Source organism: Erwinia papayae, assembly GCF_058241465.1.
Window position 1 is genome coordinate 821290 of record NZ_JBZCHT010000013.1, and the last position, 17327, is coordinate 838616.

Annotated in this window: 11 protein-coding genes; 3 read left to right on the forward strand and 8 right to left on the reverse strand. The window is 51.6% G+C overall.

The features are described from left to right. Positions 1 to 312: 312 nt before the first annotated feature. The 4 genes from AC3RPL_RS19895 to AC3RPL_RS19910 all read right to left on the reverse strand — a co-directional run bounded on the left by AC3RPL_RS19895 (position 313) and on the right by AC3RPL_RS19910 (position 9190). Entirely contained in the window at positions 313 to 522 is a 210-nt protein-coding gene (locus AC3RPL_RS19895) for a hypothetical protein (RefSeq protein WP_490741286.1), read from the reverse strand. Between the two features lie 174 nt (positions 523 to 696). Continuing rightward, the gene (locus AC3RPL_RS19900) at positions 697 to 1944 is read right to left on the reverse strand and encodes a lytic murein transglycosylase (RefSeq protein ID WP_490741287.1); all 1248 of its coding nucleotides are present in this window, start codon (positions 1942 to 1944) and stop codon (positions 697 to 699) included. Between the two features lie 766 nt (positions 1945 to 2710). Beyond that, complete coding sequence (locus AC3RPL_RS19905) at positions 2711 to 7747, reverse strand: hypothetical protein (protein ID WP_490741288.1); 5037 nt, start codon at positions 7745 to 7747, stop codon at positions 2711 to 2713. A gap of 1107 nt (positions 7748 to 8854) precedes the next feature. Continuing rightward, positions 8855 to 9190: an SMR family transporter gene (locus AC3RPL_RS19910; protein ID WP_490741289.1), complete on the reverse strand. Its 336-nt coding sequence runs from the start codon at positions 9188 to 9190 to the stop codon at positions 8855 to 8857. Positions 9191 to 9730: 540 nt separating this feature from the next. Here AC3RPL_RS19910 and AC3RPL_RS19915 point away from each other — a divergent pair. Next, complete coding sequence (locus tag AC3RPL_RS19915; RefSeq protein ID WP_490741290.1) at positions 9731 to 10867, forward strand: ABC transporter substrate-binding protein; 1137 nt, start codon at positions 9731 to 9733, stop codon at positions 10865 to 10867. 48 nt (positions 10868 to 10915) lie between these two features. After that, the gene (gene cirA, locus AC3RPL_RS19920; RefSeq protein WP_490741291.1) at positions 10916 to 12889 is read left to right on the forward strand and encodes a catecholate siderophore receptor CirA; all 1974 of its coding nucleotides are present in this window, start codon (positions 10916 to 10918) and stop codon (positions 12887 to 12889) included. A 96-nt stretch (positions 12890 to 12985) separates the two neighbouring features. Here the strand turns inward: cirA and eptB are convergent, their stop codons facing one another. From eptB to AC3RPL_RS19935, 3 genes are all read right to left on the reverse strand, one after another. Next, positions 12986 to 14686 carry a kdo(2)-lipid A phosphoethanolamine 7''-transferase gene (eptB, locus tag AC3RPL_RS19925; protein WP_490741292.1) on the reverse strand — a complete coding sequence of 567 codons (1701 nt, stop codon included), beginning with the start codon at positions 14684 to 14686 and terminating at the stop codon, positions 12986 to 12988. A gap of 371 nt (positions 14687 to 15057) precedes the next feature. Further along, positions 15058 to 15486: an organic hydroperoxide resistance protein gene (locus AC3RPL_RS19930; RefSeq protein ID WP_261641861.1), complete on the reverse strand. Its 429-nt coding sequence runs from the start codon at positions 15484 to 15486 to the stop codon at positions 15058 to 15060. Between the two features lie 100 nt (positions 15487 to 15586). Continuing rightward, positions 15587 to 16045 carry a MarR family winged helix-turn-helix transcriptional regulator gene (locus AC3RPL_RS19935; RefSeq protein ID WP_261641862.1) on the reverse strand — a complete coding sequence of 153 codons (459 nt, stop codon included), beginning with the start codon at positions 16043 to 16045 and terminating at the stop codon, positions 15587 to 15589. A 60-nt stretch (positions 16046 to 16105) separates the two neighbouring features. Here AC3RPL_RS19935 and AC3RPL_RS19940 point away from each other — a divergent pair, with 60 nt between their 5' ends. After that, a complete protein-coding gene (locus AC3RPL_RS19940) occupies positions 16106 to 16696 on the forward strand; it encodes an HD domain-containing protein (protein WP_490741293.1) in 591 nt (196 codons plus the stop codon). An 80-nt stretch (positions 16697 to 16776) separates the two neighbouring features. On the opposite strand, the gene AC3RPL_RS19945 is transcribed toward AC3RPL_RS19940, so the two are convergent. Then, positions 16777 to 17283 carry an RcnB family protein gene (locus tag AC3RPL_RS19945; protein ID WP_490741294.1) on the reverse strand — a complete coding sequence of 169 codons (507 nt, stop codon included), beginning with the start codon at positions 17281 to 17283 and terminating at the stop codon, positions 16777 to 16779. Between the last annotated feature and the right edge of the window lie 44 nt (positions 17284 to 17327).

Below are 17327 nucleotides of genomic sequence, written 5' to 3' on the forward strand. Positions count from 1 at the left end.
TTGTGATGTGGTGTTGTGTGCACGTTGCGCCGGACGCTGATTTTTTTTGTACGGTCCTGACGTTTACCTTACGGCTGGCGGGAGGCGGGCTGCATAAACGCTGAGGCTGAAAACCATCAGATAAATCCGCATCCCTCCTCACCGACGCATCAATTTGTCAACAGTTGCAAAGAAGGTCAATACAACATTGAGCTATTTACACAGTATGTGAGGAACTACAAGCAAACATAACAAAAACAAAATCCACTTCTTTGTGGTGTGAAAAGGTCGAGAAATTCCACATTACCAGAATCATTGCAGGGTAATTTTTATTTACTCAGATATTTTCTCTGAAAAAAAACGATTAAAAAAAACCACCAGCCCACGTATTTCCAAGCGATACGCTTTGCTTATGGTTGGGTATTCAGACAAATATTCTGCAACAACAGCATAAAAATCAGGCAACATGTCAGAAATGACAGAAACCAAACGCGGCGCGAAACAAGTAGTTGGCTGCGAACGAAATTGAGCCAAATGTTGCATACAGGTCTCCCAGCGAACAAAAGACCTGTTTATGCGGAAAAAAACCATAGCGGCAGCCATAATGTGATGCAGACAGAACAGCCCTCCACCCTCTCGGTCTGGCAAAGGGCTGTCATTTCAGGATAAAAGCGCCGTAAACTCAGAGCCTGCTACCACAGGTGGTGCTATCTGGCGTCAGGAGCACCGTAGTTTTTCAAACAGTGTGCGCCCCGGGTACCCATCCTCTGGCAGCTTTTGCTGTTTCTGATAGGCACGAATGGCACGAACCGAGCCACTTCCTATATTGCCATCGATATCTCCCTGATAGAGATGCTTTTCCTGCAAAAGCAGTTGCAGCGCCTTACGTTCATTCATGGTCAGAGGCTGTTGCTGATGTGGCCATGATTTATGCAGGGTGACACTGTGCTGATAACTGTCTGACAGGATGCCCACCGTCATTGCATAAGAAACATCGCTGTTATAACGCATAATCGCCCGGAAGTTTTGCGTCACAAGGAATGCCGGACCGTCTTTACCCGCAGGCAGCAAAACGGAGGCATTTTCAGAAGATAATGCTGCCAGATCGGCCTGTGTGGCGCTGTTGACACCAAGCGCGCGCCAATTTTCGATTGTTTTTTTAGTATCCAGCCCCGCCAGTGAATAGTCAAAACCGTCAGGCAAATTAACTTCAACGCCCCAGGGAATGCCTTTTTTCCATCCGGCTTCATGCATATAATTCGCCACCGATGCCAGTGTATCGGGATAGGAGGTCCAGATATTTGCATGATGATCGCCATCATAATCCGCCGCGTAATGCAGGTAAGAGTCCGGCATAAACTGCGGCATGCCCATTGCACCAGCCCATGACCCCAACATTTGTTGCCTGGTGGCATCGCCCTGCTGAAGCATCTGCAAAGCCGCGATTAAGTTCTGTCGGTAAAAGTCACGGCGGTAATTATAGTAATCGAGGGTAACCAGCGACCGAATCACCTGTTTATCGCCAGCCTGACGCCCATAAGCACTTTCGACAGACAAGAATGCAAAGAGTAATGACGGCTCCACCTGGTAACGCCGGGCAATATTATTTGATGCCTCGGCATATTGCGTCATTAACGCTTTGCCATTGGTGATATTTTCTGCGGTCGTTCTTTTCTCGATATATTCCCATACCGGGGTTATTTTCTCAGGTTGCTTCTGCGTGGCAGCGATCACCGTGTCATCTGGTGTCACTCCCTCAAATGCCTGATTCAGCGTCTTTTCCGTAATACCTTTGGAAAGCGCATACTGGCGGAAATTATTCTGCCACTGATCAAAGCTTTCAGCAGGACTCAGAGGTTGTGCAACTGTCCCGGTAATATTATGAGATTTCAGCAGGGCATCGGTATCTTTACAGGTGCCAGCTGGTGCATATTTTGCACACGAACTGAGTAACGAAAGAGACATAAGGAGATAAAGACACTTTGGTCTGAAATTATTTTTCGACATAAGCATAAATAACCATCTTACCTGTTGTATTGATAAAATAAGAAAAAACACCTTCACCTCTTTCTTATTAAACTGATATAAGATTAATCATAAAATCAGAAACGTAATTTAATTTTTAGATTAATGCAAGCGCCATCACTTACCGGCAAACGCGGTCCTCAGCACTTTACGAATCCCTCCATTCCAACAGGAAACTAAACGATAAAAATTAAGACGGCATTCTTATTTAAAGAATAACTCTACCCTACTACGAAATTAAATCGAAAATAATTATAGCAGTGCGATAAAAAATTCTTTCTCCACCTCCAGTCAGCCAGATGATGATAGTAACCAAAATAAAAAAATAATAAATATAAAAAAAAGAATAATATGCTATTAAGACCGGCATTTTTTATTTATCAGATCTGCCTGAGCTATTAACGGCGGCCGTTTCAATCGGTCGTTCTGCTTTCAGATATCAGGTGCATAAAAAAAGTCAGAGAAAATGAATGCGACCTGAGACCATCACTTAGCTGCTGATCTCTTCCCTCTCCTTTGTTTTACTACGCTTTTTTATCATATGGCAGGCGCAGGTCACCACAGCGACATGCGCCTTTCTGTTTAGCCGATATTTTCTCCGCTAATCGCCAAATGACCTTCTCATAACACCCGAAGAGAAACCCCGATGACCGGTCATCGTTGCCACGCTATCCGCTTGCTTGCCCGGCAGCGAATCTTTCGCTCGCTACAGCTCAATGTCATGCCCTGTTTCTGAATCCGGTGACAGACCGTGTGGAGATGCCGGAGCAGCTCGCTGTCCCTCAACACCTGCGCGATGCTGGCCCACCGCTTCGATGCCAGCATGTTGCAATGGTGCCAGAGAGTGCCGTAACGCCCGCCCTCCCGCTTCAAGCACTTCCGCACCCTGAAGTTTGTCGTACATATCGTAGTGGAACTGAATTTCCCCCTCAAACATCTGATGCGAGGTTCCCGCGCTGGCTGCCAGGTTGACAAGTGGCAGACCGACACGGTTAGTCACGGAGTTATCATCGGTGTTGTGCACAGCAAGCACCGCGAGGCGGTAAAGATCCGGCGATTGCTGCGTCTTATTCAGCACCGAGCGCCAGTCCATGCCACTCGACGATGATGACAGACCGAGCGTAGCGGCAGACTGTTGATGTACTTTGGCCTCAAGGGCATCGTTAATGGCACTCATCGCCTGCGGACGCATTTCAAATACAAAACGAACCTGATTGATTTTGGGAATCTCTTTAAAACGACGCAGAATGTCATTCAGTCCCGGTATTTGTCGGCGTACCTCTGCCAGATCGCGCATTTTCTCGCCCAATGCAATATGCCCTGTGGCGTGACTCATCACCGCATCCAGCGATTCACGACCAAACATATTAATTTCAATTCGGGCACCTGGTATCAGACGCGCCCGCTGCTGTACCGCCGCCGTCTCCTGTTGGCGCAGTTGATGCAGAGAGGTGACCATCGCCGCCCGTTCCCTGTTTGTTCCTCCTTTCCACAACGAGGGTGCCGCTCTGCTGGTCGCATCTTCAGCCTCAGCACGCTGCTGCTTCAGCGCGTTTCCTTCCAGTGCACCACCGCTCTCAATGCGGCTGGCCTGTTCTCCCTGAATTCCGCTAATCGCCTGCCTGATCAATGCGATACGTTCAGCGGATGTTGCCGGATAGTGCATTGGTCCAAGCGTCGCAACGCTTTCAGGAAATACGTTGGCCAGCCGTTGACGCATCTGTTGCCATTCCTGAGGGGCCACGGGATGCGCAGCCTGAGTATCGAGGGTACGTTTATAGCTCGCAGTACCCAAAAAGAGCGCGTCCCTTTTATCACCCGTAAAAGCGCTGGTCGGCAACTGGACATCACTTGAACTCAGGCGTACACCCGCCAGTTGCAGGTTGCCCGCGCCGGTCGCAGCATTGACCAGCCGGGAAAAGTTTCGTCCCAGCACCGAAGATAATCCCGCTGCGAGGTTCACCCCACTGTTCAATTCTGTGTTGAGGTTGATACGCCCCTGAAATTCAAGACCCAATATTTCCTGCCAGGCGTGGTCCAGATGCAATTCCATCTGAGACCACTGACCCCCCACCTGCCCGGTGATCCCGCCGGCCACCGCGCCCAATATCGAGCTGGTCAGGTTGCCCGCGGCCGGCGGTTCTGCCGCGGAATGCGGTTTTTGCCCACCATATTTGGTGCTGGCGGCAAACGGTTGCACTGAAACGTTAAGGTTGGCTGACGCATTGAGATTGGTTTCAAACAGATCCAGTCCGATCGAGCCTTCATTGACGCCCGCGCGCAGGATATGGGTGGTTTCAGTATCGTGATGATCAAACAGTAAGCGTGAGAATTCCGGGATGGTGGACGGTGAGAGAATAACGGCCGCGCCCATACCGTGCTGATAAGATCCCCCAACGTTAAGATTGGCGCTTCCACCCCAGGTAGCCATATAAGAACTCAGGCTGGAATTGTTCAGATAGGCATGTGAACCGCTTCCGGCCCCCGGCTTGAAATCAATGCCTACCCCGGAACTCCCTGAGACATTAGCTTTGGCATGTCTGACAAAAAATGCCACCAGCCCGGCATCACCCTCTTTCGAATCGCCAATTCGCTCCACCCCCAGCGCATGAATGGCCTCACCCCCGATGCCCGCGCTGACCGGGTTAATTTGTTTCCACAGCGCGCCACCCAACGAACCGCGCAATTCTGCCGAACGCGACTGCGTGGAGAAAAAAGTACTACGGTTAAACAGATCCTGTAGCAGATCGGTCATACGCGACGCCATTTCATCCGGTGCCGCATTATTGGGCAAATTCAGACTTTTAAGCAGTTGTAAACGACGTCCGTTACCCGGTGTGGTGACCTGCTGGCGAAAGGTGGCGACCACGTCGTCGAAGGCTTCAAGCTGACTCCACGACGACAGCCCCAACCGTGACAGCCCACGTAATCCTGATTGCTTCTGCCTGCTTTCCGCCTGCTCCAGCTCAGCAACGCTGTTAGTCCGCAGCAGGGTGTCATATTCGGCAAGACCGTTAAGCAGGCAGGCAGTTCGTAACCCGTTCGGGCGTGAGGAGAGTTTGCCTTGCGCATCATTTGCGGGTAACTGCACCCCGGATGCCTTCAGCTTTTTGCTGACTTCACACAACTGGGTCAGCAGTTCGGCTTCACGCCCGCTTAATGTTTCCGGATTATCGGCAGCGGCACGAGCCAGCGACGAAAGTGCATGGTCAACATCCGGCAGTACATCATTGCCAGCCCGAGAGGTTGCCCGGCTGATATTTGAGGTAAAATGTCGCCACATTTCGGCTACGTGGTAGCTAAAGTTCGAGGCAGTGGATTCAACACCGGGTGTGTTACGCGTGGAAAAATCCGCGGCGATAACACCTTCGTGGTAACCAATCTTACGTAAATCGCGCAGCAGCGAAGCCAGCTCCTCTTCACGCATGGTAATCAGATTTTCACCCTGAGTTGCCGATAGCCCGGCACGTTGATGCTGGCCTGGTCCGATGGCCGATGCCACACGGACTTCCGCCAGCACCGGCAGCGTCTCAAAAAGTGTGGCGATGCGCCCACGCAGCTGATCCGCTTCCTGATGATAACGTGCCAGTCGTTTCTCCTGTGGGGTCGGTGGCAACGATACTCCCATACGGTGGGCAACCGCCTGCGTGGTGTCATGCGCCACGTCCCTCACTATTCGGGCCATCCTCATCGCCTGCGATTTATAGGTAGTGGCAATCAGGTGGATGTTTGAATTCAGCGTCAGCGGATCGGTTGAAGTGCTCCCCAGCAATGTCGTATTGACGCTGACATCATGATCGGGGGTGCTGATACGTGTCGCCTGCTGCGCATTGACGCGCGCATTGGTGCCTGACTGTGTGCCGACAACAGCGTGCTCATCTGGGGTGGCATGAGGTGCCACGCGGGAAGGAAGCCGCGTGGCATCAGGCCCGGTCATTGACGGCAACAGCGTATGCCAGTGATGGCCAAATTGCAGTTGTAGCTGACCGGTACGCGAGCTTCGCAGCGCGTTCGGCGCGGCATGCCCCTCCGGGATATCCAGCGGGACATTCTCCCAGTGTCCAGGGTCGGTGAGCCGATGCAATGTTACCTGGTTATCGGGTGACTGACTTAACACATGCAGATGATCGTCAAGCCCTGTGGCAAGGGAGAGCGGATGAGCCAGCGCTGGCAGTTCACTGGCTTCACCCTGTGCGTTATACCGCTTTATCTGACCTGACGCCGTCAACACGGCAACCTGGCCTCCGGCGTCTATCGCCACATCGCGAACTGGCTCATCAAAATGGGCGATGGATCGAGTACGTACCTGCACTTTGTCAGGCACCATCGCCAGCGGCCCTCCTGCCGGATGGCTGGGCGTCTCCCCCGCAGGCAACCAGGTGGTACGTCCGGGCAATTTGATTTCGGCCAATCGTGGTGGATTATCCAGCAGAGCAAACATTGGCCGGCGATCGACAAAGCCTTTGACGCCCGTGTGCAGCGAAACAATATCTGTCAGGGGTTCACCATCCTGCATTGATGGTCGTTCCCAGTGCTGTCCGGGCGCGGATTTGTAATGCAATACACCGTCTATATGCCCCAATTGTGCATGTCCGTCGAGCAGCATCCGCGACTGTATCGCTTCATCAGCATGGGTGTGCAGCCCTTCTGATTTGAGTAGTAGCAACGGGTGGTCAAGCAAATAGGCAGGCTGGAACTCCGCCTGTTCGGGTGTTCGTTGCAACGTAACACGGTGCCCCTCGCCATTCTCCAGCAGCAAATGCACTGCATTATCACTCGCCAGTCCCATGCTGGTAATCGCCCACCCGGCTTCATGGCCCAGCCCCTCGGGCATGGTCAGCCGACGTGCTTCGATCGGCCCCTGTCCTCCCAGTTCTGCCTGCCAGGCTCTGCCTTTATCATCAAGAACCAGAGCAAGCGATGAATTGGGGTGGGGAAGAGGTAGCAGATCAACCGGTCTGGCCGAGCTGTGTTCAACCCCATTCCCGCCGTTGACCAGGCGCAACAGTGAAATATCACGCGCCGATTGAACATGGTGTGTGGACGTCAATAATTGCCCATTATGCAGAATGCGCAGGGTGCCCGTGGCATCGATACGCCCAATCGCACCGGGCGGCAATGGGGCAGCATTGAGCATGGCAGGGCCATTATCGGCTCGTAAAATCCTTTTGCCATCATGCAAATATACGCTGCCATCCGCCTGGCGTCCGATCATGCGCAGGGGTGCATCGTTTCCTGTCACCGGCAGCGGCAGCCAGTGCCCATCTTCGGTAGCCTGATGTAAACGGTCGTTGCGTTCGATGAAGGCCTGACCACTGGCCGCCTGCCAGACGCCCGTTAATAACCCCAACGGAGGTGCGGCGACCTCACTGGCGATATGACCTGCGGTCAACGGCATCTGTGCGCGTTGCTCGACCTTTGGATGCACGGTCAATACGGCAGCCAGCAAACCGGGGGTATTGGTGAAAACGGCTTCATTTTGGGGGGCGGCGGCATTGTGATGATCGGGGGCATAACGTAACAGTAAGCCACCACTTTCCAGGCTGGACTCATCCTGCACCTCGGGCCGTCGTTCCAGCCAGGCCGATATCATACGAGAAGCCTCACTGCCAGACAGGGCTGATTCCCGCAAGCGTGATGACACATTTTGGTGCAAACGGGTTTGCGGTGTGCTGAGACTTACGTTTTGCACCATTTTCTGAAGCGTTGAGCGCGTGGTTGTAAGTGAGGTTTGATTTAACATTGCGTTAAGTCCTTGATTGTCATGAAAAAATTAACTTATTGATTTTATTTTAAAAATATAAAAAAAAGATGGTCAGATCGCTCTGACTTTTCACAGATTCGTTCGTATTCCATCGGCAGACTTTTAGCTAAAAGGCCTCATGGAAACGATGACAGTTTCCCTTTTAGTCTCTGATAACTGCTTCTGCTGCCTGCATAAATTGCATTTATTTAAAAATATAAATTTAAATTATCAGTTCATTAGCGTTATCACGCTGTTCATCGAAAATATGCAGGTAAAGACAATTTTTCATCTCGCCATTTCCCTACACTGCATGACGGCGATGTACCCACACAGGTATCTGATACACGACCGATTTTTCTGGCTTATCCGATGAGCGCACTGTGCCTTTAACCCGCAAAATCGGCTGTTTTGGTTCTGTTTTACTGGAGCGTCGCTACCGCTTACGGGTTAATAGCAGGCATTCGCTCGTCTTCTGATGACCGAATGGCTACAAATTCAATTAACAAAAATTAATGTATATGTATTAACTGGCTCATTTCGGTTCCATGTATCCGAAAATAAACTTACTAATTCAGAGGATATTAAGACGTTACAGATGATCCATCCGTGTGCAACGCTAAGGTAGGTATTAAGCAGGGGGGATGTCACCACCACATCGACAGAGGTGACATTAAAATAACCATGTTATGCATTGTATTATGATTGAAAAGGCCGCAATACCTGATCGTTTCATCGCTCGAAACAGGTCTGTTTTCGACAAAAACGTCGTGATTCAACCGGAGATATGCACCAAAACAGTACAACATCACACCCTGTCAGTGCATCCCGGCCTGGATACGTTGGCTGACGTCCCTTTGCCCTGTACATATCTCACGGCACCCGCCTCTGCTTTCTCTTCAAGAGTCATGAGAAGGTCTTCTCGTCAGGTTGTCCCCGCAGAGGCCAGAGTTTGCTGATAGCGATACAGCAGTGGCAGGGTACGAATGCGTCATGCGAGGCACTCACCGTTATACCAACTCTGTTGCAGGTTAACTCAGATGGACAAGTCTGCGGCCCTGTACTAACAGGCAGACAGCATCCGGGGTGTATCAGAAAGCATTCACATTAATGTGAGACGGCCCGGGAAAGCGTATTAATGATCACCACCCCGGCAATGATAAACGCCAGCCCGATTATCGCTGGCAAATCCAGCCGCTGGCCATGCCATAACCAGGCGACCAGCGATATCAGTACGATTCCCACTCCGGACCAGATGGCATAGGCGACACCGGTAGGGATATGCTGGAGGGTGAGAGAAAGGCAGTAGAATGCCAGACCATAGCAAAGTATCGTCCCTAAGCTCGGCCACAACCTTGTAAAGTTTTCTGCTGACTTCAGCATTGTTGTACCAATCACTTCTGCGACAATGGCAATAAAAAGGGGCACGTAGAAACCTGGCATTGAGTAATCCTCCTGGCGATGACAGTGTGTTCAGACTGTCTATTTAATGGGTGATAATGGCTATGGCAATTCAAACACCCTCGGGTTGTTTCCGCCCGAAATCCGTTAATATTGACGACGCTGCGGGTTATTTCGCTGAGAAGAAAAGATAACGCGTTTTCACTACATGGCATTTAAACAATGCATATCATCTAAATCCCTGACACCGCTTTATTGATCCGGCACAAGAATTAAAACTGCCAGCCAGAAAGTGAAGTCAAGCTTCACATCAGGTGATCCAAACCACCCTGACGAAAGCAACATTTTTAATATCGCTGTCAGTAAGGCTGACATTTTTTGATCCCCTGAGTATCCGCACTTACCTGCTGCAGATCGCTTTCAGCCGTTATCACCTTGTCCGTTTGAACACAGCTTTTAAATTTGTCATGCAGGATGAGCCCACTCTTTGCCACCCCGAAGGAAGTATGTAAATACAATTGATAATAGTTATCATTCAATTAATATACCCTTTCACATGGACAGGTTCAGGGACAGAAAAAAATGGATAAGCAGCAGAATATTTTTACCAGACTTGCTGGCGGTTTAGCAGGTTTGATCCTTTGCACAATAAGCCTTTCAGTACAGGCAGTGACCGTGACCGATATCGCCGGGCGCTCCGTCACGGTGGCGGATGATGTGCAGCGCATCGTGCTGGGTGAAGGACGGTTGTTCTACGCTATTTCCCTGCTGGAAGGTCAGAAACCGTTTGACCGTATCGTTGGCTGGCAGGGCGATTTCCGTAAATTAGATGCGCAAACTTACAACACCTACAGGGCCAGATTTCCGCAAATTGACCAAATTCCGCTGATCGGTCAGACCAGCGCCGACAGCATCAGCCCGGAAAACGTGCTGACGCTCCAGCCGCAGCTGGCAATCTTTGGTTTATCAGGACACGGTCCGGGCACCAAAAGCGAGCTGGTTAACCAGTTGCAAAAGGCCGGTGTACCGGTGGTGTTTGTCGATTTTCGCTCTTCTCCGCTGAAAAACACCGTACCCAGCATGACGCTGCTGGGAAAGGTATTGAACCGCCAGCAGCAGGCGCAGGAATATATCCGCTTCTGGCAGGAGAATATCAAACGTGTAACCGACATAACCCGCGATATTCCGGAATCGCAGAAGCCAAAAGTTTTTATCGAATTGCGCGCCTCGCTGATGAGGGAATGCTGCCATTCGGCAGGAAACGGCAACATGGGGGATTTTATTGAACTGGCTGGCGGTGTGAATATCGCTAAACCGCTGCTACATGGCCCTTTAGGGCTGGTTAATCTTGAGAAAGTGATCGCGGTACAGCCAGATATCTATCTGCTCAGCGGGGGCAGCCAGCCGCCGAAAGCAGGTGGCCCGGCCCCGTCCGGGCTGGTACTCGGTGCTCAGGCCACGCCAGAACAGGCTCGCGCCAGCCTCGTTCCCCTACTGGCGCGTCAAGGCCTTAACACGCTGAATGCGGTTAAAAATGGTCGCAGTTATGGCATCTGGCATAACTTCTACAATTCGCCCTACAACGTGCTGGCGGTGCAGGCTTTTGCCCGGTCGTTCTATCCGCAGAAGTTTGCCGATCTCGATCCCCAACAAACGCAGCAACAACTCTATAAACAGTTTCTCGCTATCGAACCGAGTGGCACTTACTGGACAGAGTAAAAGGACATTGCCCCGTGCTGACGGGGTTTTATCTCAAGGAGAGAAAACATGTTTCGCGTTAAATTCATACCAACAGTCAGAGCCAGGCTGCTCGCATCGCTTATCTGTGCCGCCTGTCCGGTCATGGCGGAGGACGCCTCCAGCATCGACGAAAAAACAGAACAGATGGTGGTCACCGCGTCTGCCGTCGAACAAAATCTTAAAGATGCTCCTGCCAGTATCAGCGTGATCACCAGAGAAGACCTGCAAAAGAAACCAATACAAAATCTTAAAGCGGTGCTGAAGGATGTGCCGGGTGTGCAGCTCACCAATGAAAGCGACAATCGCCAGGGGGTCAGCATCCGTGGATTGGGCAGCAGCTATACGCTAATTCTGGTGGATGGCAAACGCGTCAGTTCACGTAATGCCGTGTTTCGGCATAACGATTTCGATTTAAACTGGATCCCGGCTGACGCTATCGAACGTATTGAAGTGGTACGCGGACCGATGTCATCGTTGTATGGCTCCGATGCACTGGGCGGGGTTGTCAATATTATTACCCGTAAGGTGGAGACCGCATGGCATGGCACACTGAGTGCCGATACCACCGTTCAGGAACACCGCGATCGAGGCGATAGTGGCAACGGTAATTTCTTCGCCAGCGGGCCGCTGCTGGATGATTTACTGGCGGTCAAAGTCTATGGAGCCTTGGGCAAACGCGAGAAGGATCAGACCAGCTCGGCCAGTGGCAGCAGCGGCAACCCACGTATCGAAGGTTACACGTCCCGCAATGCCAATGTTGAATTCTCTCTGACGCCGGATAAGGATCAGGACATCACTTTTGGCTATGGCCTGGACCGTCAGGACCGCAATTCCGACTCGCTGAATAAAAACCGCCTCGAACGTGAAAGCTATTCACTTGGTCATAGTGGCCGTTGGGGGCTGGCGAATACTGACTTGCGCTTTTACGGTGAAAACATCCGAAACAAAAACAGCGACACCATCACGTCGAAAAACAACGCTCTCGACGGCAAAGTGGTTATCCCGCTGGGCGATTACAATCAGTTTCTGACGTTCGGTGGTGAATACCGTAACAACAAACTGGATGACAGCGTCAACATGAAAAATAGCGGTAGCACACAGGCTAATCAATACGCCCTGTTTTTGGAGGACGAGTGGCGAATCATTGAGAGCCTTGCGCTGACCGGCGGTGTACGCATGGACGATCACGAAAACTACGGTATTAACTGGAGTCCACGGGCATACCTGGTCTGGAATGCCACCGACAGTGTGACGCTGAAAGGTGGCTGGGCATCAGCCTTTAAGGCACCTTCGCTGTTACAACTCAGCCCAGACTGGCAGAGTAAATCCTGCCGGGGCAGCTGTTCTGTTATCGGTAGCAAAGATTTGAAAGCGGAAACCAGTAAAAGTGTCGAGTTTGGCCTGTATTACGCCGGGCAGGAAGGCCTGCTAAAAGAGGTGACCGCCAGTTCGACCGTCTTCCAGAACGACATCGACGACATGATCACCGTGATCCGTACCACTAACCGAGCTCTGGCAACAACCTATCAGAACTTTGTCGGTTTCGATGCCAGCGGCAATCCGATATTCCGCTATTACAACGTCAACAAAGCGCGGATCCGTGGGCTGGAGACTGAGATCGGCTTACCGCTTTCCGACAACCTGAAACTTAAGCTGAACCATACCTATAATGATGCCCGCAATCTGAGCAACGGTGGCAACAAACCCCTGTCCGAACTGCCATTCCACACCAGCAACGCCACGCTCGACTGGAAGCCACTGACGGACTGGAGTTTTTATCTTGCCGCCAACTACAAAGGCAAAAGCCGCACCGTCACCGACGGTAACGCCACGCCGGGCGGTTATACCCTCTGGAACACCGGTGGTTCGTATCAGCTCAGTAAAGCCGTGAAACTGCGGGCTGGCGTACTCAACCTGACGGATAAAGACTTGAACCGCGATGATTACAGCTATAACGAAGACGGCCGGAGATATTTCGCCGCCGTGGATTACAGTTTCTGAAATGATGACGCTGGCCGAAAGCATCGGATAAGACCGCTTTAAAGAAAAACCCCGTTCCTGCTACAGAACGGGGGTCAGCGTCCGACGTGGAACCCGTCAGGTTTTAGCAGGCGCTGCCTGTGACGACCTGGCAGGATCGGCACACCAGTTGTTAGCGTCGTTGATTCCTCCGTTCGGGGAGGTGTAACCCAGGCAGCCCATGATGCTGTCAAACAGCTCATAGTGGCGGTGGGTTTTGCCGCTACGCTGCTGCGCTTTCAGGCGGTCAAATGCGTGCTGATTGTTCGGGTCTGCCAGATATTTATCCGATGCCCAGACAATCAGGGGCACCCTGAACTGTTCCGGCGGTGCCATATTGCGCGGCGTGCCGTGCAGGTGCATGTTCTCGTCGATGGATTCGCCATGATCGGCCGCGTAGAAAACAATGGCTTTTTTATCACGCAACTGGTCAAAGACGCTGTCCAGTACGCTGTCGGTATACAGCACAGAGTTGTCGAAGGCATTAATCAACATCGCTTTGCTACAGGTTTCATCCACTCCCATGCACTCCGGCTGATAACGGGCATACTCACGCGGGTAGCGTTGGGAATAGAGATAGTGTGAACCTTTGGTATGCAACACCACCAGATGCTTTCCCTGAGGATGACGATCAAGTGACTTTTTCAACTCCGGGATCAGCAGCATATCATCCACCGATTTCCCCTGATTTTGCTGCTCTGAGCCAATCTGCTCGCGGAAGGCGTAATTATCGGTGTCGGTATTGTTGTAAAACCACACTTCACTTTGCATGGCGAACAATTCAGAACTGAAACCCAGCTGTTTAAGCACCGCAAAGACATTTTGCTCTTTCAGCGTCCGGCCAGGGCCGTCGTCCGTACCGCCTTCCCGCACAAACATGCAGCGCAGCGACAGCTTGGTTGCGGTATCACAGGATTCTCCCCGGAAGGCCACCAGGTTTTTCTCTTGTGATAACTTTGGCGTGGTGTCGCGGTTGTATCCCAACAGCCCCATGTGGTCCCAACGGGTGGTTTCACCAATCACAAACACCACGTAGGTATCGTCGAGTCCGGCCGGTGCCTGGTAGCTGAAATGTTTCGCCGGATCAAACAGCTCTTTGCTGTCCATCTTTTCGTCAAAGCTGGTGTAGGCAAACAATCCCAGCGCAGAGAGCCAGTTCGATGGCAGATAAGAGTGCGCCACCACGCCGCCGTAGCTGGGTAAATCAACGTTGGTCTGCTTTTCTGCCACGCTTTGCTGCTGGTCGAAATAACGAATGGGCAACCAGACCAGCGCCACGGCAAGCAGTAGAACACCCAGTGGTTGCAGACGCTGACCGCGCGTTTTCAACTGTTCAATCAGCGTCATACGCAGGTCATTACGCCAGATAAGCAGCAGCGGTATCACGCTGACCAGCACCATCCACAACACAAAGTGCAGGCCCACCACCTCTTTTGACAGATCGGTGTCGGTGGTCATCACTGAGGCAATAATGCCGTAGCCGATCACCACATTGAAGAAGCACATGTAGTAGCTGGCAGCCACAGAAATCAGCACCAGAAGGGTGGCGGTAATACGCCAGAAAACCCTGCCGCCCACCGATAACAGGCGCATCAGAAAGAACGTCAGCAGCACAATGGCTACCACTTCTGCGAGTGCAGAAAGCCACTGTGAAGCACTGGAATGGGTCAGAAGAGGATCAAAACGACGGTAAAATACCGGGAGATTGAGGAAGATCCCGATGTAAAATGCCAGCAGTAATGACAGCTTCTGCTGGCTCAGTGATTTTATATAATTCATGCAACCTTTTTTCCCGGTGTAACTCAGAGCCTGTCCCATCAGGCGTAACTGGCACTCTCCTGCGCCAACATGGCAGGTGAAACAGTTCTGATGGGACAGGCTCTTAAACAATTTCTGAACAAATCTGAACGTTAATCAGACCGTCCTGCTGAGCCAGAGTTCGGATCAACGGTGGATTTTTAGCCGTCAGAGAACATCCCGGAAAATTCTGAGAGCAGCAGGAAACCTTTCTCAACAGGCGGCGTAGTTAAGCATACTAACGAAGATTTATCCGCTTAATCCTGTAATAAACCACAGAGAAGCAGGCTGTTTTGCAAGTTGCACCGGGAAAATATCAGGGCAGCAGGCGCTGCCCTCGTAAGTGCTTACTATCAATTGATGATATTCAGCGTCACATCAATGTTGTTACGGGTGGCATTAGAGTACGGGCAAACGATATGCGCGGCATCAACCAGTTTCTTCGCTTCTGCGGCGTCCATCCCTTCCAGATGAATATTCAGCTTCGCTTCAATACCAAACCCGGTTGGCAATGGACCAATTCCCACTTCACCTTCAATAAATGCCTCTTTAGGCATAGAGATTTTGTCACGGTTGGCAACGAATTTCATTGCACCGAGGAAACAGGCCGAGTATCCGGCGGCAAACAGCTGCTCCGGGTTAGTGACATCACCACCCGCGCCACCCATCTCTTTCGGTACGCCGAGTTTCACATCCAGAACACCGTCAGAGGAGGTCGCACGACCATCACGGCCACCGGTCGCTTTTGCTTTTGCCTGATAAACAACTTTTTCTAAAGACATGGTGAGGCTCCTTCAGTTTGCTTTATTTTACACGATTAAATCGTGTGCGATTTATATCGGTTCAGTTTAAGTATAGATCGCAGGCCTGAAAGCTGCTGTTTCAACCGTTAAGGTTATCGCGCAGCGTTTCCAGTTCCTGCTTCAACGCTTCCAGGGTGGCCACATCGCTGGCAGCGGCACAGGTCACCGAATCCGGTATACCCACCGCCTTACTGCGTAACTGGCGGCCCTGCTCTGTCAGCGTGACAACCACCTGACGTTCATCTTTGCGTGAGCGTTGACGGTTTAACAACCCCGCCGTCTCCAGCCTTTTCAACAGCGGCGTCAGGGTGGCTGAATCCAGAAACAGACGTTCGCCAATCTGCGAAACCGTCACATCATCACGCTCCCATAACACCAGCATCACCAGGTATTGCGGATAGGTGATATCCAGCTGGCTGAGCAGCTGACGATAGAGCTTGTGCAGTGCCAGATTGGCAGAATAAAGCGCAAAACAGAGCTGTTGATCGAGCAACAGTGGCGCGTCCTGAGCTTTTTTGTCATCTTTATCTGTAGTCATGAGCAAAAATATAAATAGCTCGCTATATAATAGCAAGAAATTTTTTAGGGGGTCACAGGAATGCATTCACTGGAAGATCGTGCCCGGCGTTATGCCACCAAAGCACACGCTGAAGCGGGCCAGCGTCGCAAGTACACGAACGAACCTTATATTGTGCATCCTGCTGCGGTGGTTGAGCTGGTCAGAAGTGTGTCTCACAGTGAGGCGATGCTGGCTGCGGCCTGGCTACACGATACGGTAGAAGATACACCGGGCACCCTCAATGATATTGCCAGCCACTTTGGCGATGAGGTGGCAAAACTGGTGGAAATGCTGACGGACAGACATCTGCCCGGCATTAAAAATCGCGCCGCCCGCAAAGTTGAACACTTTCGCCATACTGCGCGGGCTTCAGCTGATGCCCAGACCATTAAACTGGCGGATATTATTGATAACACCCGTTCAATTATTCAGTTTGATGCCGGATTCGCCCGTGTCTATCTGGTGGAAAAAAGGGTACAGATTTCGCTGCTGACTGACGGTGACCGCGATTTGTGGCAACAGGCCTCCACCATTATCGAGCAGGGCATTAGTCAGTTGACCCAGGCACCTTATCTTATTCCTGCCGACTGGTTTACCCGTCAGCAGCAGAAATATGCGCTGACGAATTAAAGGAAGAGACATAATCTGTCATGATAAAGCAGGTAAAACGATAAATCTGCGCCAGAGCAGGCTGCCTGGCGCAATTTTTATCAGGATTGTTTGTAGAAAATGTCGCCAGATTCAGCCTTGATGATCTTGCCATCAACTTTGCTGTACAGCACGTAGTTGCCGCCCATGTAGGTCCAGCTGGTGCCTTCATCAGGTTTCGGCAGGTTACGGGTTTTCCAGTCAGTGATTTCGTACTTTTTAGTACGATAACGATCGGGTACCACGCTACCAATGGTGAAGCGCTGGAAGTCAGCAAAGAAAGACTTAATTTCATATGGGTTGGCGGGATCGGGGCGTTCCTGCGCATCGCTGTCCGGATTTTGCATGGCCTGGGCCTGTGCGCCGGTTGACGAACCTGTCGGCGTATCCGGATTCGTTGCCTCCGGATTACCGGCACTCTGATCGTCCGTCGCGGGTGCCTCTGCTGCCGGTGCCGTCACAGCCGGTTGCGGTGCGGTCGGTTGCGCCTGCTCACCTTCAGCGCTGGCGATAACAGGCACAGCACCTAACAACATGGCTGTAATCAAAACATACTTCGACTTGCTCATAGTTTCTCCAAATTGCACGATGCCTTCCCGCAGGCATATTCGCT

What these genes read in the sequence shown, in the direction of transcription:
- AC3RPL_RS19895 (WP_490741286.1), bottom strand. Translation starts at nt 522, where the DNA reads ATGCAACATTTGGCTCAATTTCGTTCGCAGCCAACTACTTGTTTCGCG.
- AC3RPL_RS19900 (WP_490741287.1), bottom strand. Translation starts at nt 1,944, where the DNA reads ATGTCTCTTTCGTTACTCAGTTCGTGTGCAAAATATGCACCAGCTGGC.
- AC3RPL_RS19905 (WP_490741288.1), bottom strand. Translation starts at nt 7,747, where the DNA reads ATGTTAAATCAAACCTCACTTACAACCACGCGCTCAACGCTTCAGAAA.
- AC3RPL_RS19910 (WP_490741289.1), bottom strand. Translation starts at nt 9,190, where the DNA reads ATGCCAGGTTTCTACGTGCCCCTTTTTATTGCCATTGTCGCAGAAGTG.
- AC3RPL_RS19915 (WP_490741290.1), top strand. Translation starts at nt 9,731, where the DNA reads ATGGATAAGCAGCAGAATATTTTTACCAGACTTGCTGGCGGTTTAGCA.
- cirA (WP_490741291.1), top strand. Translation starts at nt 10,916, where the DNA reads ATGTTTCGCGTTAAATTCATACCAACAGTCAGAGCCAGGCTGCTCGCA.
- eptB (WP_490741292.1), bottom strand. Translation starts at nt 14,686, where the DNA reads ATGAATTATATAAAATCACTGAGCCAGCAGAAGCTGTCATTACTGCTG.
- AC3RPL_RS19930 (WP_261641861.1), bottom strand. Translation starts at nt 15,486, where the DNA reads ATGTCTTTAGAAAAAGTTGTTTATCAGGCAAAAGCAAAAGCGACCGGT.
- AC3RPL_RS19935 (WP_261641862.1), bottom strand. Translation starts at nt 16,045, where the DNA reads ATGACTACAGATAAAGATGACAAAAAAGCTCAGGACGCGCCACTGTTG.
- AC3RPL_RS19940 (WP_490741293.1), top strand. Translation starts at nt 16,106, where the DNA reads ATGCATTCACTGGAAGATCGTGCCCGGCGTTATGCCACCAAAGCACAC.
- AC3RPL_RS19945 (WP_490741294.1), bottom strand. Translation starts at nt 17,283, where the DNA reads ATGAGCAAGTCGAAGTATGTTTTGATTACAGCCATGTTGTTAGGTGCT.